At 46.3% G+C, this 21,791-nt stretch carries 22 protein-coding genes; 10 read left to right on the top strand and 12 right to left on the bottom strand.

Annotation, left to right across the window (positions count from 1 at the left end; genetic code table 11):
• The first annotated feature begins 121 nt into the window (after window positions 1-121).
• The 4 genes from rplM to erpA all read left to right on the top strand — a co-directional run bounded on the left by rplM (window position 122) and on the right by erpA (window position 2,594).
• A complete protein-coding gene (gene rplM / locus GQ359_RS09135) occupies window positions 122-550 on the top strand; it encodes a 50S ribosomal protein L13 (RefSeq protein WP_015422034.1) in 429 nt (142 codons plus the stop codon).
• Window positions 551-559: 9 nt separating this feature from the next.
• Window positions 560-961 (top strand): 30S ribosomal protein S9, encoded by a 402-nt coding sequence (rpsI, locus tag GQ359_RS09130; RefSeq protein ID WP_076023685.1) that lies wholly within the window; start codon window positions 560-562, stop codon window positions 959-961.
• A gap of 113 nt (window positions 962-1,074) precedes the next feature.
• Entirely contained in the window at window positions 1,075-2,133 is a 1,059-nt protein-coding gene (gene argC / locus GQ359_RS09125; RefSeq protein ID WP_215386860.1) for an N-acetyl-gamma-glutamyl-phosphate reductase, read from the top strand.
• A gap of 83 nt (window positions 2,134-2,216) precedes the next feature.
• On the top strand, window positions 2,217-2,594 hold the full coding sequence (gene erpA / locus GQ359_RS09120; protein ID WP_215375908.1) for an iron-sulfur cluster insertion protein ErpA: 378 nt from the start codon (window positions 2,217-2,219) through the stop codon (window positions 2,592-2,594).
• Window positions 2,595-2,612: 18 nt separating this feature from the next.
• On the opposite strand, the gene GQ359_RS09115 is transcribed toward erpA, so the two are convergent.
• On the bottom strand, window positions 2,613-3,743 hold the full coding sequence (locus GQ359_RS09115; RefSeq protein ID WP_215386859.1) for an anhydro-N-acetylmuramic acid kinase: 1,131 nt from the start codon (window positions 3,741-3,743) through the stop codon (window positions 2,613-2,615).
• 101 nt (window positions 3,744-3,844) lie between these two features.
• On the opposite strand from GQ359_RS09115, the gene tyrS reads away from it, so the two are divergent.
• Both tyrS and GQ359_RS09105 read left to right on the top strand, forming a co-directional pair.
• A complete protein-coding gene (gene tyrS / locus GQ359_RS09110; RefSeq protein WP_215386858.1) occupies window positions 3,845-5,080 on the top strand; it encodes a tyrosine--tRNA ligase in 1,236 nt (411 codons plus the stop codon).
• Between the two features lie 66 nt (window positions 5,081-5,146).
• A complete protein-coding gene (locus GQ359_RS09105; RefSeq protein ID WP_215386857.1) occupies window positions 5,147-5,686 on the top strand; it encodes an HPP family protein in 540 nt (179 codons plus the stop codon).
• Window positions 5,687-5,719: 33 nt separating this feature from the next.
• Here GQ359_RS09105 and ruvB read toward each other — a convergent pair whose 3' ends face one another.
• The 10 genes from ruvB to GQ359_RS09055 form a co-directional block, all read right to left on the bottom strand.
• Window positions 5,720-6,787 (bottom strand): Holliday junction branch migration DNA helicase RuvB, encoded by a 1,068-nt coding sequence (gene ruvB / locus GQ359_RS09100; RefSeq protein WP_215386855.1) that lies wholly within the window; start codon window positions 6,785-6,787, stop codon window positions 5,720-5,722.
• Window positions 6,788-6,818: 31 nt separating this feature from the next.
• Window positions 6,819-7,403: a Holliday junction branch migration protein RuvA gene (gene ruvA / locus GQ359_RS09095; protein ID WP_215386853.1), complete on the bottom strand. Its 585-nt coding sequence runs from the start codon at window positions 7,401-7,403 to the stop codon at window positions 6,819-6,821.
• 26 nt (window positions 7,404-7,429) lie between these two features.
• Window positions 7,430-7,951, bottom strand: coding sequence for a crossover junction endodeoxyribonuclease RuvC (gene ruvC, locus GQ359_RS09090; RefSeq protein WP_215386852.1), 522 nt, complete (start codon window positions 7,949-7,951; stop codon window positions 7,430-7,432).
• A 6-nt stretch (window positions 7,952-7,957) separates the two neighbouring features.
• Complete coding sequence (gene purH, locus GQ359_RS09085; RefSeq protein WP_215386850.1) at window positions 7,958-9,538, bottom strand: bifunctional phosphoribosylaminoimidazolecarboxamide formyltransferase/IMP cyclohydrolase; 1,581 nt, start codon at window positions 9,536-9,538, stop codon at window positions 7,958-7,960.
• 48 nt (window positions 9,539-9,586) lie between these two features.
• On the bottom strand, window positions 9,587-9,826 hold the full coding sequence (locus tag GQ359_RS09080) for a helix-turn-helix domain-containing protein (RefSeq protein ID WP_215302090.1): 240 nt from the start codon (window positions 9,824-9,826) through the stop codon (window positions 9,587-9,589).
• 24 nt (window positions 9,827-9,850) lie between these two features.
• Window positions 9,851-10,867, bottom strand: a complete 1,017-nt coding sequence (gene dusB / locus GQ359_RS09075) for a tRNA dihydrouridine synthase DusB (protein ID WP_215386848.1) — start codon at window positions 10,865-10,867, stop codon at window positions 9,851-9,853.
• A 148-nt stretch (window positions 10,868-11,015) separates the two neighbouring features.
• The gene (locus GQ359_RS09070) at window positions 11,016-12,173 is read right to left on the bottom strand and encodes an FAD-dependent monooxygenase (protein ID WP_215386846.1); all 1,158 of its coding nucleotides are present in this window, start codon (window positions 12,171-12,173) and stop codon (window positions 11,016-11,018) included.
• Between the two features lie 10 nt (window positions 12,174-12,183).
• Entirely contained in the window at window positions 12,184-13,554 is a 1,371-nt protein-coding gene (locus GQ359_RS09065) for an aminopeptidase P N-terminal domain-containing protein (protein WP_371822440.1), read from the bottom strand.
• Complete coding sequence (murU, locus tag GQ359_RS09060; RefSeq protein ID WP_215386843.1) at window positions 13,547-14,263, bottom strand: N-acetylmuramate alpha-1-phosphate uridylyltransferase MurU; 717 nt, start codon at window positions 14,261-14,263, stop codon at window positions 13,547-13,549. The genes GQ359_RS09065 and murU overlap by 8 nt, the downstream gene beginning before the upstream one ends.
• A 12-nt stretch (window positions 14,264-14,275) precedes the next feature.
• Window positions 14,276-15,277, bottom strand: coding sequence for an aminoglycoside phosphotransferase family protein (locus tag GQ359_RS09055; protein WP_215386841.1), 1,002 nt, complete (start codon window positions 15,275-15,277; stop codon window positions 14,276-14,278).
• A 32-nt stretch (window positions 15,278-15,309) separates the two neighbouring features.
• Here GQ359_RS09055 and GQ359_RS09050 point away from each other — a divergent pair, with 32 nt between their 5' ends.
• The 4 genes from GQ359_RS09050 to rsmA are packed head-to-tail and all read left to right on the top strand — an operon-like array spanning window position 15,310 to window position 21,044.
• Window positions 15,310-17,829, top strand: coding sequence for an LPS-assembly protein LptD (locus tag GQ359_RS09050; protein ID WP_215386839.1), 2,520 nt, complete (start codon window positions 15,310-15,312; stop codon window positions 17,827-17,829).
• Window positions 17,826-19,274 carry a peptidylprolyl isomerase gene (locus tag GQ359_RS09045; protein WP_215386831.1) on the top strand — a complete coding sequence of 483 codons (1,449 nt, stop codon included), beginning with the start codon at window positions 17,826-17,828 and terminating at the stop codon, window positions 19,272-19,274. Before GQ359_RS09050 ends, GQ359_RS09045 begins: the two co-directional genes overlap by 4 nt.
• On the top strand, window positions 19,249-20,268 hold the full coding sequence (gene pdxA / locus GQ359_RS09040) for a 4-hydroxythreonine-4-phosphate dehydrogenase PdxA (RefSeq protein ID WP_215386829.1): 1,020 nt from the start codon (window positions 19,249-19,251) through the stop codon (window positions 20,266-20,268). The genes GQ359_RS09045 and pdxA overlap by 26 nt, the downstream gene beginning before the upstream one ends.
• Entirely contained in the window at window positions 20,265-21,044 is a 780-nt protein-coding gene (gene rsmA, locus GQ359_RS09035; RefSeq protein ID WP_215386827.1) for a 16S rRNA (adenine(1518)-N(6)/adenine(1519)-N(6))-dimethyltransferase RsmA, read from the top strand. The genes pdxA and rsmA overlap by 4 nt, the downstream gene beginning before the upstream one ends.
• A gap of 4 nt (window positions 21,045-21,048) precedes the next feature.
• On the opposite strand, the gene GQ359_RS09030 is transcribed toward rsmA, so the two are convergent.
• The gene (locus GQ359_RS09030) at window positions 21,049-21,789 is read right to left on the bottom strand and encodes a 1-acyl-sn-glycerol-3-phosphate acyltransferase (RefSeq protein ID WP_215386825.1); all 741 of its coding nucleotides are present in this window, start codon (window positions 21,787-21,789) and stop codon (window positions 21,049-21,051) included.
• Window positions 21,790-21,791 lie beyond the last annotated feature (2 nt).

Raw genomic sequence — 21,791 nt, 5'->3', positions numbered from 1 at the left:
TCAGCGGTAATTTGTTGTACCAGTTAAATTGCAGAATCTGCGAGCTTGCAAACATAAGCAGGGCCAAGGTGGACGTAATTTGCTTGGGGTAATTTTTTTGACCATAACAATTTGAGAAATCATGAAAACTTTTTCTGCAAAATCCCATGAGGTAGTGCATGAATGGTTCGTGATTGACGCTACGGACAAAGTCCTCGGTCGTGTCGCCAGTGAAGTGGCACTCCGTCTACGCGGCAAGCACAAGCCTGAATACACCCCACACGTTGATACTGGCGACTTTATTGTTGTCATCAACTCTTCTAAGCTACGTGTTACAGGCACAAAAGGCTTGAACAAAATTTATTACCGTCACAGCGGATACCCAGGTGGTATTAGCTCGACTAACTTCGACAAGATGCAAGACCGTTTCCCAGGTCGCGCTTTGGAGAAGGCTGTGAAGGGTATGTTGCCAAAAGGCCCACTAGGCTATGCCATGATCAAGAAATTGAAAGTCTATGGCGACGCCAGTCATCCGCATGCGGCTCAACAGCCAAAAGCGTTAGAGATTTAAGGAAACCAAATGGCTATTAATTACGGAAATTGGAATTACGGTACAGGTCGTCGCAAGAGCTCTGTTGCACGTGTATTCATTAAATCTGGCAAAGGTGAGATTACTGTTAACGGTAAACCTATCGATGCTTACTTTGCTCGCGAAACATCACGCATGATCGCTCGTCAGCCTTTGGCTCTCACAGCCCATCTAACAACCTTTGATATCAAAGTAAACGTTAGTGGTGGCGGTGAAACTGGCCAAGCTGGTGCAGTTCGTCACGGCGTTACTCGTGCATTGATCGACTACGACAACGCCTTGAAGCCAGCCCTGTCTAAAGCAGGTTTGGTAACTCGCGATGCTCGTGAAGTTGAGCGTAAAAAAGTTGGTCTGCATGGCGCGCGTCGTCGTAAGCAGTTCAGCAAGCGCTAATTTCTTTCAGTCGCTTCAGTTTTATCGAAAGGGTCGCGCAAGCGGCCCTTTTTGTTTCTACAATTAAGGTATTCAAGGAATAAAATTCATCAGTCGGCATTTTGGAGAATGACATGATTAAAGTTGGTATCGTAGGTGGCACTGGATATACCGGAGTGGAATTACTGCGCCTGCTAGCGCAACACCCCGAAGTCAAGATCCAGGCCATTACATCTCGCACAGAAGCTGGTATGCCAGTAGCTGAGATGTTTCCCTCTTTACGTGGCCGAATTGATCTCAAATTTACGACTCCTGATGAAGCTAAGTTGAATGAGTGCGACGTAGTGTTCTTTGCAACTCCTCATGGCGTGGCTATGGCACAAGCAAAAGAATTGCTTGCTAACAATGTGAAGATTTTGGATCTTGCTGCTGACTTCCGTTTGAAAGACGTTAAAGAATTTTCTAAGTGGTATGGCATGGAACATGGTTGCCCAGAAATCTTGGCGGAGGCAGTTTATGGTTTGGCTGAAATCAATCGTGAAGAAATTAAAAAAGCTCGCGTAGTTGGTTTAGCGGGCTGCTATCCTACTTCTGTACAGCTTGGGCTTGCTCCATTGCTTTCACCGAAGTCTACCGGTGGTAAACAGCTGATTGATGGCACGCATATTATTTCTGACTCTAAGTCAGGCACTTCTGGTGCTGGACGTAAGGCAGAGATCGGTACATTAATGTCTGAGGCTGGAGATAACTTCAAGGCTTATGGAGTTAAAGGACATCGCCATCTTCCAGAAATTGTCCAAGGCTTAAAAGCGATTGCTGGTCACGATCAGATTGGTCTGACATTTGTGCCACACCTGACGCCGATGATTAGGGGTATTCATTCAACCCTGTATGTTCGCTTGACTGAAGCTGGTATGAAGGTGGATTTCCAGAAGCTATATGAGGATTTCTACAAAGGTGAGCCTTTTGTGGATGTGATGCCTGCTGGCAGTCATCCAGAGACTCGGTCTGTGCGGGGTAGCAATGGCTTGCGGATTGCCATTCACCGTCCAGGCGATGGAGATACTTTAGTCATTTTGGTGGTGGAAGATAATTTGGTGAAGGGTGCCTCAGGCCAAGGTGTTCAATGTATGAACCTGATGTTTGGCTTGCCTGAGACCACTGGATTGACCCAGATTGCCGTTTCACCTTAATGTGGCTACCGGGAAAGACCCTTCAGCACGCTTGGAATTAAAAGCCTAAAATAGATCATTGCCTTTTGAATTAGGAGTAAATCATGACCCAATTAGCTACGCAAGATACTGTACAAGATTTAGCTGAGCCACCAGTTCCATTGGTGTTTACGGATAGTGCTGCTGCAAAAGTGGCTGACTTGATTGCTGAAGAAGGCAATCCTGAATTAAAACTACGCGTGTTTGTTCAAGGTGGTGGCTGCTCAGGGTTTCAGTATGGCTTCACATTTGATGATGCTGTAAATGAAGATGACACACTCTTTGAAAAAAATGGCGTGACATTATTGGTAGATTCAATGAGCTTCCAATATTTAGTTGGTGCTGAGATTGATTACAAAGAAGATATCAATGGATCACAGTTCGTAATCAAAAATCCAAATGCCCAAACTACTTGTGGCTGCGGATCTTCTTTCTCTGCTTAAAGAGATAAAGCAATTTATTTACGCAGGATAGCAAGCGCCTAGAATTCTAGGACCCTTCGCTCCCGTAACGGCTGGCAAATTTGCTGGCCGTTTTTCTTTATGAGACCAAGCAAGCCATGCGAACGCGAGGCCTTCTACGAGTTGTGGATCAATCCCAAGCGCATCGCTGGTCAAAATTTCAAGTGTGTTTTTAAATAAGATTTCAGCTCTGGCTTTAAATAAATTGAGTAGCGCGATATTGCGCGCACCGCCACCGCAGATAATCAGAGTCTGGGTTTGCGGGGCATGGCGATCTATAGCTTGCAGGGCTGAGTCCACAGTTAATTGCAGTAGTGTGGCTTGTACATCTTCGGCATTGATGTTGTCTGAACCAATATATTTTTTCAGCCAATCAAGATGAAACTCATCTCTGCCTGTACTCTTAGGGGGTGATTTTGCAAAGAATGGGTCAGTCAACATTCTTTCGAGTAGACCTTGATTACAGTTTCCTTGCAGAGCCCAGTTACCATCTTTATCAAATTCATGACCTTGCTGATCAGCAATCCACGCATCCATCAACATGTTTGCTGGACCGCAATCAAATCCAGTTACATTCCCATTATTGGGAAGCAGTGTCAGATTGGCAATACCACCAAGATTGAGAACGGCTACATTTTCATTAGAGGAAAATTGCTGTGCGTGAAAGGCTGGCACTAGAGGTGCACCATGACCGCCTGCCGCCAAATCACGACTTCTAAAGTCCGCGATGACATCAATTCCAGTTAACTCTGCAAGAAGTGCGGGGTTGAGGGTCTGGTGCGTATAAGCTAAGTGATGAGCAAGATCCGCTTGGTGACGAATAGTCTGACCATGTGCGCCAATGGCGTTGATATCTGCAGGGGAAAGCTTGACTTGAGCAAGCAACTCTTTGACCGCATCCGCATAGGCTGCTGCCAGGGCATTTGCAGCCTGATTTTCCCGGTGGATTTCATTTGGGCCGGGACTTTGTAAATCAACAAGGACCTTACGCAGTTCCGAGCTAAACGGGGTGCTTACGGAGTCCAGAAGGCGAGCCTCCCCTGAGGCATCGATCTTCGCTAGAACAGCATCTATCCCATCTAGGCTAGTGCCAGACATCAGGCCAATATAGAGGGATTGAGGCTTATTCATGCAGTATCAGGGCTTTATTCTCAGGAATGCGACAATTATGCTTTAGCAATTTAAATACTAATTTAACCGACTAAGTAAGTCACTAAGCTAACCCAATCAGCATGACGGCTAAACCAGAACAAAAATACCCACTGACCCCTGAAGTTTTTGCAGCCCTTGAAGTGACTAAGAGGGGTTGTGACGAGTTATTGGTTGAGGCTGACTGGATCCAGAAGCTAGCTAAAAGCCAGGCTACAGGCACACCTTTGCGTATTAAATTGGGTTTAGATCCAACTGCGCCAGATATTCATTTGGGGCATACGGTTGTTTTGAACAAATTGCGTCAGCTTCAAGATTTAGGTCACACCGTGATTTTCTTGATTGGTGACTTCACCAGCATGATTGGTGACCCCTCTGGACGTAATGCAACGCGCCCCCCACTGACTGCCGAAGAAATTGCTGTTAATGCGCAGACCTACTATCGTCAGGCCAGTATGGTGCTTGATCCTGCTAAAACTGAGGTGCGCTACAACAGTGAGTGGTGCGACCCTCTTGGTGCACGCGGCATGATTCAATTGGCAGCGCGATACACCGTTGCGCAAATGTTAGAGCGCGATGACTTTACAAAACGCTATCGCAGTGGTGTACCTATCTCTGTACATGAGTTCTTATATCCGCTAATGCAGGGCTACGATTCTGTTGCCTTGAAGAGCGATTTAGAGCTCGGCGGTACGGATCAGAAATTTAATCTTTTAGTTGGGCGTGAGCTCCAACGTGAGTATGGCCAAGAGCCTCAATGTATTTTGACCATGCCGCTACTGGTTGGTTTGGATGGCGTTGATAAGATGAGTAAGTCCAAAGGTAATTACATTGGCATTAGCGAGCCTGCTGGTGAGATGTTCGGCAAACTTTTGAGTATCTCCGATGACTTGATGTGGGATTACTTCACATTACTGTCATTCCGTCCTATGGCGGAGATTGACTTGATGAAGCAAGAAGTAGCTGCCGGTAGAAATCCTAAAGATTGCAAAGTGCTGCTCGCACAAGAAATCGTCGCACGCTTTCATTCGCAAGCTGCCGCTGAAAAAGCTTTGGAAGACTTTAATCATCGCGCTAAAGGCGGGATACCAGATGACATCCCAGAAGTAAGTCTCACTGAAGCTCCAATGGGGATTGCTAGCCTTTTGAAGGCTGCAGGCTTGGCACCATCTACGTCTGAAGCGATGCGCAACATCGAGCAAAACGGCGTAAAGATTGATGGCACAACAGTTACCGATAAACAGTTAAAAGTTGATGCTGGTACTTACGTAGTGCAGGTGGGCAAGCGTAAGTTTGCTAAGGTAACTTTAGTTAAGTAGTACTAAAAAATTGACTGTAGAACTCAATACATGAAATTAATGTTTGAGGGAAAAATATGAATCACGATGAGACATTCTCTTAAATATCTTTTAAAGAAATATGCTTTTTATTTTGGTGGTGATCAACCACACGTCTCTTGGTTAGAGCGCTTTAGATCAGTATTTGGAGTATTTGCTGGTCTTTTACTTGTACTCACTATCTCAAGATATCTTGGAGATCTCAGTGGTGTAAATGAATGGCTTATGGCTTCTTTAGGTGCCAGCGCTTTACTGGTTTTTGTACTCCCACAGAGCCCTATGGCCCAACCTTGGGCAGTCATTGCAGGCAACACCCTATCTGCTTTAGTCGGAATCTCAGTAATTCATTTTGTGGACGATCCACTGATGGCAATGTCATTTGCAGCCAGCTTATCTATTTTAGGAATGTTTATTTTGCGCTGCTTGCACCCCCCTGCAGCTGCAATTGCTTTAATTGTGGTGCTTGGCAATGTCATGCATTATCGGTATGCAATATTTCCGATAATGATAGATTCTGTAATACTAGTTTTGGTTGCGGCAGCCTATAGCAATTTAACTGGTAAAAGTTACCCCAATAGACCAAGCTAGGATTGATAACTTTTCTAGCTTATCTGAATAATTTCAAGATATCTGGCCATCACCAGCAGGTGGCGTTAGGCCAAAATGCTCATAAGCCTGACGTGTTGCGACCCTGCCCCTAGAGGTTCTTTGTAGATAGCCTTGTTGAATCAAGTAGGGCTCCAATACATCTTCAATGGTGTCACGCTCTTCGCCAATAGCGGCTGCTAAGTTATCAATACCCACTGGCCCGCCATCAAACTTATGCAAGATGGCTTCCAGTAATTTCCTGTCCATTACATCAAAACCACTTGGGTCCACATCGAGCATTTTTAATGCTGCATCTGCCATTTGCTTGGTAATGGTGCCGGTACCCTTGACCTCGGCATAGTCACGTACTCGACGTAGTAGGCGATTGGCGATACGTGGTGTGCCTCTAGCGCGCTTTGCAATCTCAATCGATCCCTCTGGGTCAATATCGGCTTTGAGTAAGCTGGCAGAGCGCGTAATAATTTTGGTGAGCTCTTCAGTGGTGTAGAACTCCAGTCTTGCCACAATACCAAAGCGATCACGCAGTGGATTAGTGAGCATACCGGCACGAGTAGTTGCGCCGATCAAGGTAAATGGCTTGAGATCAATTTTGACGCTGCGTGCTGCGGGACCTTCACCAATCATGATGTCCAGGCTGTAGTCTTCTAGTGCTGGATAGAGAATCTCCTCAACTACTGGAGAGAGTCGATGAATCTCATCAATAAAGAGCACATCGTTTGCTTCTAAATTGGTTAGTAATGCGGCAAGATCACCAGGCCTATCCAGAACGGGGCCGCTAGTTTGGCGCAAGTTCACGCCTAGCTCTCTAGCAATGATATGGGCTAGGGTGGTTTTACCAAGGCCAGGAGGGCCAAAAAGCAGTACGTGATCGAGAGCCTCTTGTCTAGCTCGCGTTGCAGTAATAAAGATTTCTAGTTGAGCGCGAGCCTTGGTTTGACCAACATACTCATCCAACTGTTTTGGGCGCAAGGCTCTTTCAAAGACGGCTTCAGAATTACCTGCCGCGCCGCTAACGATACGGTCATTGGCTTCAGGTAAATCTTCGGGAATTGAACTGAGATCTTCGGTGTGGATTGCCATACTGCAAGTGTAGTGGTGTTTGAGTACTTAGTTATGAAGACTTCGAGAGGTATTTGAGGCCCATGCGAATACCATCTGAAACAGAAGTGTCAGGCGGTATTTGTTTGAGGGCAAGATGCGCTTCTTTTTCTGAATAACCCAGCGCCAAGAGTGCCTGCAATATCTCACTGCTGGCTTCAATTGTCTGGGGCTTGCCACCCACAATTCCTAAATCTGGAGCTAGCTTCCCTTTGAGCTCGAGGCAAAGACGCTCGGCAGTCTTTTTCCCAATGCCAGGAACCTGAGTCAGGCGTCCCGCTTCTTGCATTGCAATGGCTTGAGCTAATTCATTGACACTCATGCCGGAAAGTACTGCAAGGGCAGTCCGCGATCCAACACCGCTAATTTTGATTAGTTGTCTAAAAGCTTCACGTTCTGTTTCTGTAGCAAAGCCAAAAAGTTGCTGCGCATCTTCTCGTACTTGAAAGTGCGTGAGAAGTGTAATTTTTTGATTAGTCTCTGGTAACTGGTACAGGGTACTCATGGGTACATCGATCTCATAACCAACGCCTTGGCAATCTACCAAGAGGCGAGGTGGGTGAACCGAAACGAGAATACCTTGAATGCGACCAATCATATAAAGATCTTAACCTGTTTATATTGTTATTTCTTGCTACTCTTTTTGGGCGCAAGGGCGGCAGTAATGGCTTTCGGAATCTGGGCATGATGCGCAGCGCAAATCGCCACCCCTAATGCATCGGCCGCATCTGTACCAGGGGCGCGGCTTAGGCGCAGCAAACGCTTGACCATTTCTTGCATCTGAGGTTTGGTGGCTCTGCCGGTTCCCACGATGGACTGCTTCACTCTGAGTGCGCTGAACTCTGCAACAGGGAGCTTGTCTGATACCAGGGCTGCAATCACTGCACCTCGTGCCTGACCTAGCATCAAGGTAGAGCGAGGATTGACGTTCAGGAATACTTCTTCAATAGCAGCTTGCTCTGGGTGGTATGTCTCTAGAACTTCTTTAATGCCTGCATACAAGATTCCCAGGCGATCAGGGAGTCCTTGTGCTGGGTCGCCACTCTCAATCGTCCCAGAGGCTACGTAGCTCAGCTTTTGGCCATCAACATCAATAACGCCAAAACCCGTTGTTCGTAGACCTGGGTCAATTCCTATCCAGCGCATGAGTGCTTAGTGTCGGAAGTGACGTGTGCCAGTAAAGATCATAGCAATGCCATGCTCATTGGCCGCTGCAATAATTTCATCATCACGCATGCTGCCACCAGGCTGGATGGCGCAGCTTGCACCACCATTTACAACGACATCCAAGCCATCTCTGAATGGGAAGAAGGCATCGCTAGCAACTGCGGAGCCTTTGAGGCTCAGACCTGCGTTCTCTGCCTTAATGCTCGCCATTCGAGCGGAATCGACGCGGCTCATTTGTCCAGCGCCAATACCGAGAGTCATGCCCTTAGCGCAATACACAATCGCATTTGACTTCACAAACTTGGCAACACGCCATGCAAACATCATGTCGTGCATTTCGCTTGGAGTTGGAAGACGCTTACTTACAACACGCATTTCGTTTTCAAGGACGTTCTTCGCATCAGGAGACTGAACTAGCAATCCGCCGCCAACGCGTTTGAAGTCAAAAGTATTAAATGCAGTGCCCAGAGGAATCTCTAAGAGACGCACATTTTGTTTAGCAGCAAATATAGCCTTTGCTTCATCGCTAAAACTAGGCGCAATTAATACTTCTACAAACTGCTTGGAAATTGCCTCAGCTGCGGCACCGTCACATGGCACATTGAGGGCAATAATTCCACCGAAGGCAGAGCTTGGGTCGGTTTTAAATGCTTTTTGATAAGCCTCGAGGCCGTTAGCTGCAACAGCTACGCCGCAAGGGTTGGCATGCTTAATAATGACGCAGGCTGCGGCACCACCAGTACTGCCAGTGAAGCTCTTGACGCATTCCCAGGCAGAGTCAGCATCAGCGATGTTGTTGTAGGAGAGTTCTTTACCTTGTAGTTGCTTGTAATTGGCAAGCGCACCATCGACTGGATGGATATCTTTATAAAAAGCAGCTGATTGGTGTGGGTTCTCCCCATAACGCATCTCTTGTACTTTTTCAAAGGCAAGGTGTAAGGTTTCTGGATAGGCAGAACGTTTCTTGTGATCGAGCTCATCACCTAATGCAGATAAATAATTGGCAATCGCGCCGTCGTATTGAGCGGTATGGGCAAATACCTTTTTAGCTAGAGCTAAATTAGTTTTATAGGAAACCACGTTCTGATTGCCTCTCATTTCTTCAAGTACAGGCGCGTAGTCTTCTGGTGAAATGAGTACCGTCACATCTTGATGATTCTTAGCAGCAGCACGCAACATGGCTGGGCCACCAATATCAATATTTTCAACCGCATCTTCAAATGAGCAATCGGCTTTAGCAACGGTCTCATTAAACGGATAGAGATTAATAACTAGCATGTCGATCGTATCGATACCATGTTCTTTCAAAGCAGCCATATGCTCAGGGAAGTCTCGACGAGCCAACAAGCCACCATGCACCATAGGATGTAAGGTCTTTACGCGGCCATCCAACATCTCTGGGAACTTAGTGAGTGAAGATACTTCCACTACAGGTAAATTATTTGCAGCTAACAGCTTTGCAGTACCACCAGTAGAAATGAGTTTGATACCTTGCTCATGAAGGGCTTTAGCGAACGGCACAATGCCATTTTTATCGGAAACAGAGAGTAGGGCTGTGCGGATCATATTTTTCAGAAGGTTGAATTAATAAAGAATTTACGTATGGGGCCCAGCTTATTTCAGGAGTTGGTGTTCAACCAATTTCTTGTGAAGCGTATTGCGGTTGATGCCAAGATACTGCGCAGCCAAAGATTGATTCTGCTTTGCATGCTGCATGACTAACTCCAGCATCGGTTTTTCAACAACTGCTAGAACCATTTCATATAAGTTAGACGGAGGGGTTCCTTTGAGATCATCCAAATAACGTTGGAGTTGGGTCTCAATGCATTCTGTGATGGGGTGCTTATTTGTCATGGATAAATTAAATAAAAAACTAAATTAGGCTGCTTCTAAAAATAACAAACGATCAGAATGGGATTTCATTTCATTGAAAAAATCATTCACCATTTGTAATTGGGTTTTGCAATCATCGGCAGTATTCATTCTTTGGCGGAAGGCATGGGAGTCACGTAAGCCTTTGCAGTACCAGCCAATATGCTTACGCGCTGTGCGTAAGCCAACATACTCGCCATAGAACTCATAGTGATCGATGAGATGGGCATTCATAATTTCTTGAATTTCATTGATCTGCGGTGTGGGTAATTTGCCCCCTGTTTCCAGAAAATAATTGATTTCACGAAATATCCAGGGACGTCCTTGGGCAGCACGACCAATCATGATGGCATCAGCGTTAGTTTCTTTTAAAACAAATGCTGCTTTTTCTGGAGTAGTGATATCGCCATTAGCAACCACTGGGATGGCAACACTATTCTTCACTGCGGTAATCGTTTCGTACTCCGCCTCACCGTGATAAAGGTCGGCTTTTGTACGACCATGTACGGTCAACATGGAGATGCCAGATTTTTCAGCCAGACGTGCAATATCAATCGCATTTTTATGTTCGCGATCCCAGCCTGTCCGAATCTTTAAGGTCACAGGAACCGCATCAGGACCTACGCCCACTGCCTGAACTACGGCTTCCAAAATTTGCTGCACCAAAGGCTCGTCCCTTAACAGTGCAGAACCAGCTGCAACATTGCATACCTTTTTAGCTGGGCAACCCATATTAATATCAATGATCTGGGCACCATGATCGACATTGAGTTTGGCTGCCGCCGCCATCATCTTGGGATCGGCACCAGCGATTTGGACTGCAATTGGCTTAAATTCACCTTGGTGATTAGCGCGACGCTGGGTTTTCTCACTTTTCCACAGCAAAGCGTTAGAGGCAATCATTTCGGATACGGCATAGCCGGCACCAAGCTTTTTACAGAGCTGGCGAAAAGGGCGATCCGTTACCCCTGCCATTGGGGCAACAAATAATCTATTCGCGAGAAGGTGTGGGCCGATCTTCATGGGGTGGGCTGAATTCTGGAGGGCTTCTAGAGCTTGGGAAAGGGTGTCACTTTAGCACAACTCAGCATAAATCTGCCTAAAAAATAGGCAGATTCCATGATTTAGATCAAATGATGAATGCTTGTATTTTGGAGGCTATTTAAGCCTCTTAGCGCCTGCCAAACATCATCTGCCGGGCTAAGGCTGTTTTAACTGGCGGGAGCCACTGGAGGGCCGATAAAGCCAACCCACGGCCGACCACAATGGGAAATAGATTGGAGGTGAAGATTCTGGCCATGAAGTCGGTCAAACCAATAGTGGCGGATCGATCGATCTTACGGCTTAGAGCATAGTCCTGCAATGTTGCCTCAATGGCCGTTACAGTTTTTTGATCTTCAGATTTGGAGAAGAGGATGCTGAGTTTTTCAGCCAGGAGATAGGCATCCCTTAATCCAAGGTTAAGCCCTTGCCCTGCAACGGGATGCAAAGTTTGGGCGGCATTACCAATCCAAACTTCATTGTCCTGAGTAATTTCTTTACGGTAGTTGAGGCCCAACTCATATAGACGACGATCTTGGATTTTGAGGAACTGACCAATACGCGAACCAAACTCGGATTGCAGGCTCTTTAGAAAATCAGCATCACTTAAAGCAAGACGTGCTTGTGAAGAGTTTGGCGTTCCACACCAAACCAGATTCAGAATATTGCGACCATAGTGACTCGGCAGAACTGCTAAAGGCCCTTCGGAAGTAAAGCGTTCCCATGCTTGATGGGGCGCTTCATTCTCAACCTCGACTAAGCCGACTAAAGCGGATTGCTCATAGTCTCGGCCGGACTCAACCCAATCTTGGGTTTTAAATAAACCGCCTTCAGCATGCACTACGCATTTGGCTTGAATATGTGAAGTATCGGTATCGGCATTGATGTGCTCCCAAACAAAATTGGGACTCTTTGTTTGAATGACTCTTAAAGCCTGACGCAGTGTGAGATGAATATCTCGATAACGAACGATGTGACCTAGAGCATCTTGCCCAAGCTCTTCGCGAGTCATCAGAGCGCGGCCAAAACGACCTGCTTGTGAAACATGAACTCGATGAATGTCCGCACAATCTGTAGGCCATGCGCTAATGGTGTCTAGCAAGATTTTGCTACCGTGTGATAAGGCTATCCCTCTGCTATCGGCAGCAGCTAAATCAGCATCATTCATAGGGTTGCGATCGAGCAAGACAATCTTAGCTTCTGGAAATTTTTGCAAGCACCATGCTGTGCAGGCTAGACCAACTGGTCCACCACCTTGAATCAAAATATCGAAGCTCTTTGCTGACATGCTTCGCAACTTAATTATTCTTCATCAGTGCTTCAATCTCATCGGCTTTGACTGGTACGCCGCGAGAAATCAATTCACATCCTGAGTCATTCACTACTGCATCATCTTCAATGCGGATGCCAATATTCCAGAAGCGTTCATCGACATCATCTGCTGGGCGAACGTATAGGCCTGGCTCAATGGTGAGGACTATGCCAGATTTAAGAATGCGCCATGGTTTTTCAGCGGAATCTGTTGATGTACTGAGTGGTTCGCGATACGAGCCGACATCGTGAACATCCATGCCCAACCAGTGCGAGGTGCGGTGCATATAGAAGCGACGATAGGCGCCAGCCTCAATTGCATTATCTAAAGAACCTACTTCTGCAAGCTTGAGAAGCTTCTCATCAATCAGGCCTTGAGTGAGCACCTTTAACGCTGCCTCATGTGGCTGCATAAATGTATTGCCAGGTTTGGTTGCTGCAATTGCTGCCTCTTGTGATGCTAGGGTGATGTCATACAGCGCGCGTTGCGGCCCTGTGAACCGACCATTTACTGGAAATGTACGGGTAATATCTGAAGCGTAGCCATCCAGCTCGCAACCGGCATCTATCAAACAGAGATCACCGCTACGCAGTTCGGCATCGCCAGCGCGGTAATGCAGAATGCAGGAGTTGGCACCACCAGCAACAATGCTGTTGTATGCAACGCTTTGCGCACCGCTATAGCGGAATTCATGAAGAAGCTCAGCTTCGAGATGATATTCACGCATACCAGGTTTGCAGGTTTGCATGGCACGAATGTGGGCGCGTGCAGAAATTTGGGCGGCGCGGCGCATGATATCGATTTCATGAGCATCTTTAAAGAGACGCATTTCATGAATCAAACTTTCTACATCATGAAACTCGGATGGTGGGTTAACACCAGCACGTGCCTGAGACCGTACTTGTTTCATCCAATGACGTAAGCGACGATCTGTTTCAGCGCTTTCTGAAAGACGAATGTAGACCGCATCTTGATCTGCCAATAACTCACCCAGTTTTTTATCTAGCTCATGATTACTGTAGGCATATTCCACGCCCAAGATTGAGGGTGCAGCATCTGGTCCTAAACGAATGCCATCCCAAATCTCACGCTCTGCATCTTTGGGTCTGCAAAAGAGATGTGATTCCAGTTGTGCTTGTGATGTTGATCCCGCAATCTTTAATACGAGCGTTGCACCTGGCTCTTCAAAACCAGTGAGGTAGAAAAAATCGCTGTCGTGACGATAAGGAAACTCGCTATCGCGATTGCGCGCAGTCTCAGGTGCTGTAGTGATGATGGCAATGCCACCGCTAGTTTTGGCGCAGATCAGCTTTGCAAGTTCAACCCGGCGTTGTTGGTAAATAGTGGACTTATTCATGCGCTGCATTGAGCTCTTGTAATCGTTGAGGTGTACCTACATCGTGCCACGGACCGGCATATTTTTCACCAGACACTCGATTTTTGGCCATAGCCTCCCTGAGGAGTGGGGCTAACTTAGTAGGTACATCCAACTCCAGATCTTTAAAAAGGTCTCGATGGTAGATGCCGATGCCGGAAAAAGTCAGTTTTTCGGAATCGGCCAGGGATTCGGAAGCTACTTGGGATCCTTTGAGATAAAAGTCCCCCTCAGGGTGCTGAACTGGGTTGGGAACCATCAAAAGATGTGCCAAAGGTTGATTTGGCATGCTTCGTAAACTGGAAACTTGCTCCAAAAGCTGTGCAATCGGTAGATTTGGGCTAAAAACATCCCCATTAATCACCAAGAAATAATCGCTAGGGTTCAGCAAGGGGAGTGCTTTACAAATACCGCCTGCTGTTTCTAAGGCGATAGTTTCTGGAGAGTAGGCAATATTCAAATTAAATTGACTGCCATTTCCTAGGGCTTGCTCAATCTTATTGCCTAGCCAAGCATGATTAATCACTACATTCTCAATGCTTGCTGCACTGAGCGCTTCTAAATGCCAAGCGAGTAAGGATTTATTTTTAATGGTGAGGAGTGGTTTAGGCAACCCATCCGTTAATGGACGCATGCGTTCGCCTCGACCTGCGGCCAGTAAAAAGCAAGGAACGAGATTGCGCTTATTCATGATTGATGATGACTAATTCTGCTTGGAGCGTGTCGATTCCAAAATATGTGCCAAGGGCTTTAATTCAATATAGCGATTTGCGCTTGCAATCGCGTACTCGAGTACCAATGGAATATCTTTGAGATAGCCATCTTTACCATCGCGATGAAATAGCCTTGCAAAAATCCCCAAAATTTTGAGGTGCCGCTGCAAGCCCATCCACTCGAAGTCACGATAAAACTGACCAAAATCATCTGGCATTGGCAATCCTGCTTTGCGGCCAGCTTCCCAAAATTTAATGACCCAATCTATCACGCGTTCTTCGGGCCATGCAATGTATGCATCACGCCAGAGTGAGGCAGCATCGTAAGTAATCGGGCCATAAACTGCATCTTGAAAATCGATAACACCGGGATTATTTTTTTCGGTAATCATCAGATTGCGTGAGTGATAGTCTCGATGAACGTAGACTTTTGCTTGAGCAAGATTATTTTGAATAATGAGTTCGAATGATTGCTTCATTTGAGAGATTTGAAGTTCAGTTAACTCCATCTGCAAATGCTTTCCTAGATACCACTCAGGAAATAAATTGAGCTCGCGTTGTAGAAGTGCTTCATCATAGTTTGGCAGGACATCGGGTTTGCTCGCTAACTGCATTTGTGCTAAAGCATGTGTCGCAGCTTTGTAGAGATGATCCGCACTCTGAGAATTGAGCTCTGCAAGGAAAGTTTTAGTGCCAAGATCGTTGAGTAAAAGAAAGCCCTCGACGACATTTTTTTCTAGAATTTTCGGGACATTTAAACCGGCATTTTCAAGTAATAAATCGACTTTAATAAAGGCATCTAAGGGTTCATGTTGGGGTGGGGCATCCATCACGATCAAAGTCGGAAAATCCGGGTTTTTGGACTCAATCCGGAAATACCGCCGAAAGCTGGCATCTGCCGAGGCGGGGGCTAAAGTGGGGAGATCTAATTGCCAGCTAGGTTCAAGGCCTTTTAGCCAGTTACGGAGGGTGTCTAAGCGAGAGTCAGTCATGGTCGATTCGTATAATAGCGGGGTCTGGATCTATGAGTCATTATCGCCGTCGCGCTGGCCTTTGTGCCCCTCTTTTTTTATCTGTCACCCTACGCGTAATGATGGGGGTTGCATTGTCGCAATTTGCCCACTTAAGTATGGCTCAGGCACCTGCACCTTTACCTCCTTCATCACAGTCATTAGGTAGCTCTGCTAACTCCGTATTAATCCCCGATCGTGGCGATGTCACTGTCTTAAAGTTGGATGATCAATTACGGGTTGGTAAGCCTATCGCTGATGGTAATGCATTGACGTTTACTTCCAGTGATTCGATTGATGGAATTGTCGATCGTGAAATGCGCTTAAAAGGACGTGCGCAAATTCGTCGTAACGGTGCAGTGATTAAAGCGGATGAAATTAAATATGATCCTGATTCTGATATAGCTAACTTATTGGGTAATACTGAATTTTCAAAAGGTAACGCATCTTTCAAAGGACCAAAGGCACGTTTTCGGGTAGATGCTCGTAATGGTGAAATGGAATCCCCGAATTACGAACTGCGTGATAACAGAGCAAGTGGCAATGCAAAAAAATTAACGATTGAAACTTCAGATGTATTTGTATTTGATAAAGCAACTTATACAACTTGCACCCCAGAAAACTTAGATTGGTATTTCACGGCCAGTACGCTTGAGATTGATAACGAACAAAAAGAAATGGTTGGTACAAACGGTGTCATGCGATTCTTTGATGTACCCATTGCTTATGTTCCTTACTTCACCGCACCAACATCAAATCAACGGCGTTCCGGAATTTTGGCACCGGTAGCTGGTTATAACTCCAATAATGGTATTGATGTGACGACGCCTTACTACGCCAATATTGCGCCTAATCGTGACTTGCTATTGCTGCCTCGAGTAATGGGCCAACGTGGAGTGCAGTTAGGCGCTAAGTATCAGTTTTTGGATCGGCAGTACTCTGGCAACTTAATGGGTGATTACCTTCCTTACGACCGTAAGACTGGAACTGATCGTTGGCGTTATGACTGGCAGCAAAGACAGAATTTTAGTGGTGATTTATTGGGTATGGGTGGTATCCCCATTGCTGGTGCTTGGACTGGTTATGCCAATGTGGCGCGGGTTTCAGATAACCTTTATCCGACCGACTTTTCGCAAAGTATTGCGGGTGCAGTTACCAATCAATTTCGTCAAGAGGTTGGTACTACTAAGAACTTAACCGGAAGTTTAAGTAATTGGACGGTTGCCGCAAGAGCGATGACTTTCCAGACATTGCAGCCTGATCCAACGGTCACAGTCCAGTCTCCTTACAACATCCTCCCAAGTGTAACGGCAACATATAACAATCGTCTTACCCCTACAGTGGCGGACTCTAGTGGCAAATACATAACCTTGCCTTCAGGGCCTACAACCACATTTTCAACGGATTACACGCGTTTTGCTTACAACATTGGCGGTAACTTAGCTGCAACTGCTCCAGGCATATACAGTGAGGCTGATCGAACGGTGATTAAGGGTGCTATGGCGCTGCCACAAATTACTCCTGGTTATTACATCACTCCCAAGGTGAGTTTTCAGTCGAATACATATAACGCAACTCCATATAACCCTGTAGGAGCGCCAGCTGTACAAGGCTTTACGATACCCACATTCAGTCTTGATTCAGGCTTGGCATTTGAAAGAGATGCTGCTGAGTTAAAGGGTTTCTTTGGGCGCGACATGTTGCTCACAATGGAACCAAGAGCTTTTTATGTTTACACGCCCTATCAGAATCAAACCTACACTCCAGTTTTCGATACAGCATACGCGGGCTTCGGAATAAGTCAGATCTTTGCTGAAAATGACTTTGTGGGTAATGACCGTATTGCGGATAACAATAAGCTGACTATGGGTATGACCAGTCGCATGATCGAGGCAAATACTGGTGCAGAACGTGCGACAGTAACGCTTGCGCAACGGCAGGACTTTACTGGGCAGAAGGTGACTCTCGGGGCTACAAATACAAATCCGACAACCTACTCAGACACTCTAGGGGCTGGTTCGGTTAGATTGCTTGGGAACTTTAGCGCTGATGCGTTTGGTCAGTACAACACTCAATTAAACCGCTTAATGCAAACAACTGTTGGGGGGAGTTGGCGCCCAACACCTGGGCGCAGCTTGAATTTTGGTTATCGAAACGTTTTTGGATCAACCAATCAACTTACCCCAGTTTCAACCGCAGTCACTACCACTGATCAATACAACCTCTCAGGCCAGTGGCCCATTACTCGTGAAGTATCTGTATTGGGGCGCTGGGGTTACGATGCCTTAACTACTAAAACATTGAATACATTAGTGGCCTTGGAGTGGATGCGCGATTGCTGGACCTTACGCGGTGCTTACTCTCAAATGCTCAATACCTCACAAATAACCACTACCCAGGTTTTATTCCAAATAGAATTTAGGGGATTTGGTAGCGCTGGTAGCAATCCAGTTGATATCATGAAGCTAAATGTTCCTGGATATATGCCTACCACCAAGCCTATACCACCTTCAATATATGAGAACTATCAATGATGCGTAGGAATCGATTTAACCAAGCCCTTGCAGCCATGATTTTGGCTGGCACTGCTCTTATGCCTCAGTTCGCGCTTGCACAAGATGGCTCAAAGACTGCGGCTGATAGCAAAATTCGTAATATTGATGGTGTTGCAGCGGTCGTAAATACAGGCTACGTGACGCGTAAAGAGATTGATGATCGCATCATGGCCTTACAAAAGCAGGGAACCAAACTTCCTGACGCAGCGACTTTACGTAAGACCGTGCTCGAGCGTCTGATTGTTGAAAAGATCCAACTACAAAATGCTGAGCAAGAAGGTGTTGCAGTTAGCAACAAGGAACTCGACAAGATTATTGGTGATATAGCGGCTAAGAATAAATTAACAGTTGCTGAACTGAAAGTAAAAATTGCTGCGACTGGTAGCACCTATGATCGCTATCGCCAAATGTTGCGTGATGATGTAATCATTAGTCGCTATCGCGAGCGCGAGGTAGAAGGCAAGATTAAGATTTCTGATGCAGAGGTGGATAATTTCATTACTGATCGCAATCGCGAAGTAGCCGGTGGGGGGAGGGTGGCACGATCTACTTCAGCCGCTAAAGGTGAGCCAGAGGAAATAGATGTGGCTCAGATTTTTATTCCAGTAGATGCGAGTGCAGGTGCTGGTGCCCAGGCTGCAGCAAAGAAGCAGGCAGAATCTTTATTACGTGAAGCACGTGGCGATGTCGATTTTTTGCAGCTGGGTGCGATGGCTGCAAAAGATAATCCAAAAATTAAGTTTCAGGACTTGGGCTACCGCACCCCAGATCGCTTGCCGCAATTATTTTATGAAGCTGTGAGAAATACAGGTGGTGGGCAACTCGCTAACGCAGTAGTAAGGAGCCCAGCTGGCTATCACGTACTCAAGGTCCTTGATCGTCGTGCGCTAGTTGCCGGCGCTCCTGAGCCGCAGCAAGCTGCTCCCCAAGAAGGTGCAAATACCCCACAAAGCATTATGGTGACGCAGACTTTATCTCGCCATATCTTATTGCGCAGTCGTGCTGGGTTAACTGATCAAGATGCTGAAAGACGACTAGCTGGTTATCGTGACCAGGTTCGCACAAAGACTGCTGATTTTGGCGAACTGGCTAAAAAGTATTCCGAAGATGGATCAGCAGCCAATGGCGGGAATCTAGGTTGGATGGGTCCTGGCGACTTAGTTCCTGAGTTTGATCAAGCAATGAATCGCTTGCAAATTGGTGAAGTGAGTAACCCGGTGAAGACCGAGTTTGGTTGGCATTTGATTCAGGTACTCGAGCGTCGTGAAGCGCAACTAACTCTGGAAAAGCAGCGTCAATTTGCCCGTGCGGCAATCCGTGAGCGTAAGTTCGAGCAGGCTTATCAAGATTGGTTGCGTGAATTACGTGACACCGCTACGGTGAAGATCATTAACGCAGATGATCCAGCAGCCAGCCCTCGTTAACTTAGTCATTAGTTCTGGAGAGCCCGCAGGGGTTGGTCCAGAGGTTTCTCTTGCAGCTGCTTTAGCCTTCTTGCAAGAGCAGCCCGCAAGCACGATTACTTTGCTTGCTGACCCCAGCTTGATCCCTGCGACTAAGATTCCTCAAGAGTTATCGAACCGCCTGAGTGTGGAGTCAATTGCTTTAGCTACCCCAGCAATAGCAGGCCAGCTCAATCCTAAAAACGCTCAGTATGTCCTAAATATTCTGGATGCCGCCGTTAAGGGATGTCTTGAAGGCCGTTTTGATGCGATGGTAACCGCGCCTATACAAAAGAGTGTTATCAACGAAGGCAATGTTTCAAGTGACGACTTATTTACTGGACATACTGAATATCTAGCTCAGCTTTGCCATCAAGAGCATGTTGTAATGATGTTATGCGCAACATTACCATCAGGTTTTTTAGGTTTGCAGAAAAGTCGCGACCTCCGAGTGGCTTTAGTTACAACCCATTTACCTTTGAGAGAAGTTCCCAAAGCGTTAAATCAACAGTATCTTTTAGAAACGATTCAGATTGTCGATCAGGACTTGCAGACAAAATTTGGCATTGCTAAGCCTGTGATTCGGGTGGCAGGACTTAATCCTCATGCGGGTGAATCAGGCTACCTCGGTCGTGAAGAAATTGATGTGATTGAACCTGCTATCAAAGTTGCTAAAAATCTAGGCATTCAGGTAAGCGGACCTTATCCAGGTGATACGATGTTTGATGCTAAAACCTTAGATAGCGTAGATGCGTTTATTGCGATGTATCACGATCAAGGTTTGGCGCCTTTTAAGTTTGTGAGCTTTGGTGGTGGAGTGAATATCACCTTAGGCTTGCCGATTATCCGGACTTCAGTAGATCATGGCACAGCTCTAGACCTTGCTGGTAAGGGTCTGGCAGATTCAGGCAGCATGTTAGAGGCACTACGCTTGGCCTACCAATTGGCTATCAATGTAAAGAATTTAAAAACATGACGCATCGCGCTCGTAAACGATTTGGCCAAAATTTTCTGCAGGATTCTGGAGTAATTTATTCCATTATTGCTGCAATCAATCCTAGTGAAAATATGCATGTGATTGAGATCGGTCCTGGCCTTGGCGCACTGACAATACCTTTATTAAACAACCTAGATCATTTAGACCTTCTAGAGATTGATAGAGACTTAGTCTCGTACTGGAATCAAGAGAGTCTCAAGGGTCTCAATGTCATCGAGGGGGATGCACTCAAGTTTGATTTCCTCGAATGGGCAAACGCGCGTCCAGCTAATAGTAGCCTGTGTAAGGTGGTTGGTAACTTGCCTTACAACATTTCCTCGCCATTACTCTTTCATCTTGTTTCTGCTGCCCATGCGATTGATGAGCAGGTATTCATGCTCCAAGCTGAAGTGGTTGAGCGCATGGTCTCTAAGGCTGGCGGTTCTGAATTCAGCCGGCTATCTGTCATGCTGCAAGCTCGCTATGATATGGAGCAGGTTTTGGAAGTCCCGCCAGAAGCTTTCGACCCACAACCTAAAGTCAATTCAGCAGTCGTGCGCATGATTCCGCGACGCGACTTCAACTTAAGTGATGCGCAGTGGCATGCCTTGGAAAAGGTCGTGGCCGCAGCGTTTTCTCAGAGAAGAAAAATGCTACGCACCAACCTATCAGCTTTTGCAGATCGACTCTCTTTATCTGAATCGGAGTTAAAGGCGCGTGCCCAGGATATTCCGGTGGAGCGCTATATTGAGTGGGCTAAAACTTTAGCTCACTAAGTTCCTAGTTTTGTTGGTAAGCGCTAGGATCAATCAAGCGCATTTCAGCCTCAATCCATTTCTCTACTTCTTGATGCAGTTGTCCGCCTGTTTTTCCGACGGAGGTGATGGCAGGTCCGATTGAGAAGATGACTGTTCCAGGTTGCTTTAGAAAGCTATTCTTGGGCCAGCATCGACCTGCATTATGAGCAATGGGTATTACCAGTGCCTCAGTAGCACTCGCCAGTCTTGCGCCACCTTTGCTATATGGCTGGTGGGATCCGGTCGGTGTTCTGGTACCCTCTGGAAATAACAAAATCCATTTGCCTTCACTCAAACGTTTTTTACCCTGACCAACAACGGAGAGGGCGGCAGTTTCTTTGCTATTGCGATTAATGTGAATCATCTTGAGCAAAGCCAAGGCCCAACCAAAGAAAGGAATCCAAAGCAATTCTCTTTTGAAAACGAAGCAGACCTGCTTAGGAAGTTTAGCAATATAAAAAATGGTTTCGTAGGCGGACTGATGTTTACTCAATACAACAACCGGTTTATCCAAAACTGCCATCATGTTTTCCATACCCCGAATTTCGTAACGAATGCCACAGAGAGGTTGCAAAATCCAGATCACTACCTTATTCCACAGACCGATAAAGCGATAGCGGTTCTCAGGATTTAGGAAAGGAAAAACGAGAATACAGAGTACCGACCAGATCGGCGTGAATATTAGCAGGAAGAGCGTAAATAGGGCTGAGCGAATAAAAATCATAT

Source organism: Polynucleobacter sp. AM-7D1 (assembly GCF_018688455.1).
Classification (GTDB): domain Bacteria; phylum Pseudomonadota; class Gammaproteobacteria; order Burkholderiales; family Burkholderiaceae; genus Polynucleobacter.
Note: the sequence above shows the minus strand (reverse complement) of the source record. Positions and strands in the feature narration are given on the sequence as shown.

Coding starts and splice junctions, on each gene's coding strand:
- ruvA (WP_215386853.1), bottom strand. CDS start 7,403: ATGATTGGTCGCATTCAAGGTATTCTCGTTTCGGTTCACCCACCTCGC.
- GQ359_RS09065 (WP_371822440.1), bottom strand. CDS start 13,554: ATGAATAAGTCCACTATTTACCAACAACGCCGGGTTGAACTTGCAAAG.
- tyrS (WP_215386858.1), top strand. CDS start 3,845: ATGACGGCTAAACCAGAACAAAAATACCCACTGACCCCTGAAGTTTTT.
- GQ359_RS09115 (WP_215386859.1), bottom strand. CDS start 3,743: ATGAATAAGCCTCAATCCCTCTATATTGGCCTGATGTCTGGCACTAGC.
- erpA (WP_215375908.1), top strand. CDS start 2,217: ATGACCCAATTAGCTACGCAAGATACTGTACAAGATTTAGCTGAGCCA.
- GQ359_RS09080 (WP_215302090.1), bottom strand. CDS start 9,826: ATGACAAATAAGCACCCCATCACAGAATGCATTGAGACCCAACTCCAA.
- argC (WP_215386860.1), top strand. CDS start 1,075: ATGATTAAAGTTGGTATCGTAGGTGGCACTGGATATACCGGAGTGGAA.
- murU (WP_215386843.1), bottom strand. CDS start 14,263: ATGAATAAGCGCAATCTCGTTCCTTGCTTTTTACTGGCCGCAGGTCGA.
- rplM (WP_015422034.1), top strand. CDS start 122: ATGAAAACTTTTTCTGCAAAATCCCATGAGGTAGTGCATGAATGGTTC.
- ruvC (WP_215386852.1), bottom strand. CDS start 7,951: ATGCGCTGGATAGGAATTGACCCAGGTCTACGAACAACGGGTTTTGGC.
- ruvB (WP_215386855.1), bottom strand. CDS start 6,787: ATGGCAATCCACACCGAAGATCTCAGTTCAATTCCCGAAGATTTACCT.
- pdxA (WP_215386829.1), top strand. CDS start 19,249: ATGATCCAGCAGCCAGCCCTCGTTAACTTAGTCATTAGTTCTGGAGAG.
- GQ359_RS09055 (WP_215386841.1), bottom strand. CDS start 15,277: ATGACTGACTCTCGCTTAGACACCCTCCGTAACTGGCTAAAAGGCCTT.
- rpsI (WP_076023685.1), top strand. CDS start 560: ATGGCTATTAATTACGGAAATTGGAATTACGGTACAGGTCGTCGCAAG.
- rsmA (WP_215386827.1), top strand. CDS start 20,265: ATGACGCATCGCGCTCGTAAACGATTTGGCCAAAATTTTCTGCAGGAT.
- dusB (WP_215386848.1), bottom strand. CDS start 10,867: ATGAAGATCGGCCCACACCTTCTCGCGAATAGATTATTTGTTGCCCCA.
- GQ359_RS09045 (WP_215386831.1), top strand. CDS start 17,826: ATGATGCGTAGGAATCGATTTAACCAAGCCCTTGCAGCCATGATTTTG.
- purH (WP_215386850.1), bottom strand. CDS start 9,538: ATGATCCGCACAGCCCTACTCTCTGTTTCCGATAAAAATGGCATTGTG.
- GQ359_RS09050 (WP_215386839.1), top strand. CDS start 15,310: ATGAGTCATTATCGCCGTCGCGCTGGCCTTTGTGCCCCTCTTTTTTTA.
- GQ359_RS09070 (WP_215386846.1), bottom strand. CDS start 12,173: ATGTCAGCAAAGAGCTTCGATATTTTGATTCAAGGTGGTGGACCAGTT.
- GQ359_RS09105 (WP_215386857.1), top strand. CDS start 5,147: ATGAGACATTCTCTTAAATATCTTTTAAAGAAATATGCTTTTTATTTT.
- GQ359_RS09030 (WP_215386825.1), bottom strand. CDS start 21,789: ATGATTTTTATTCGCTCAGCCCTATTTACGCTCTTCCTGCTAATATTC.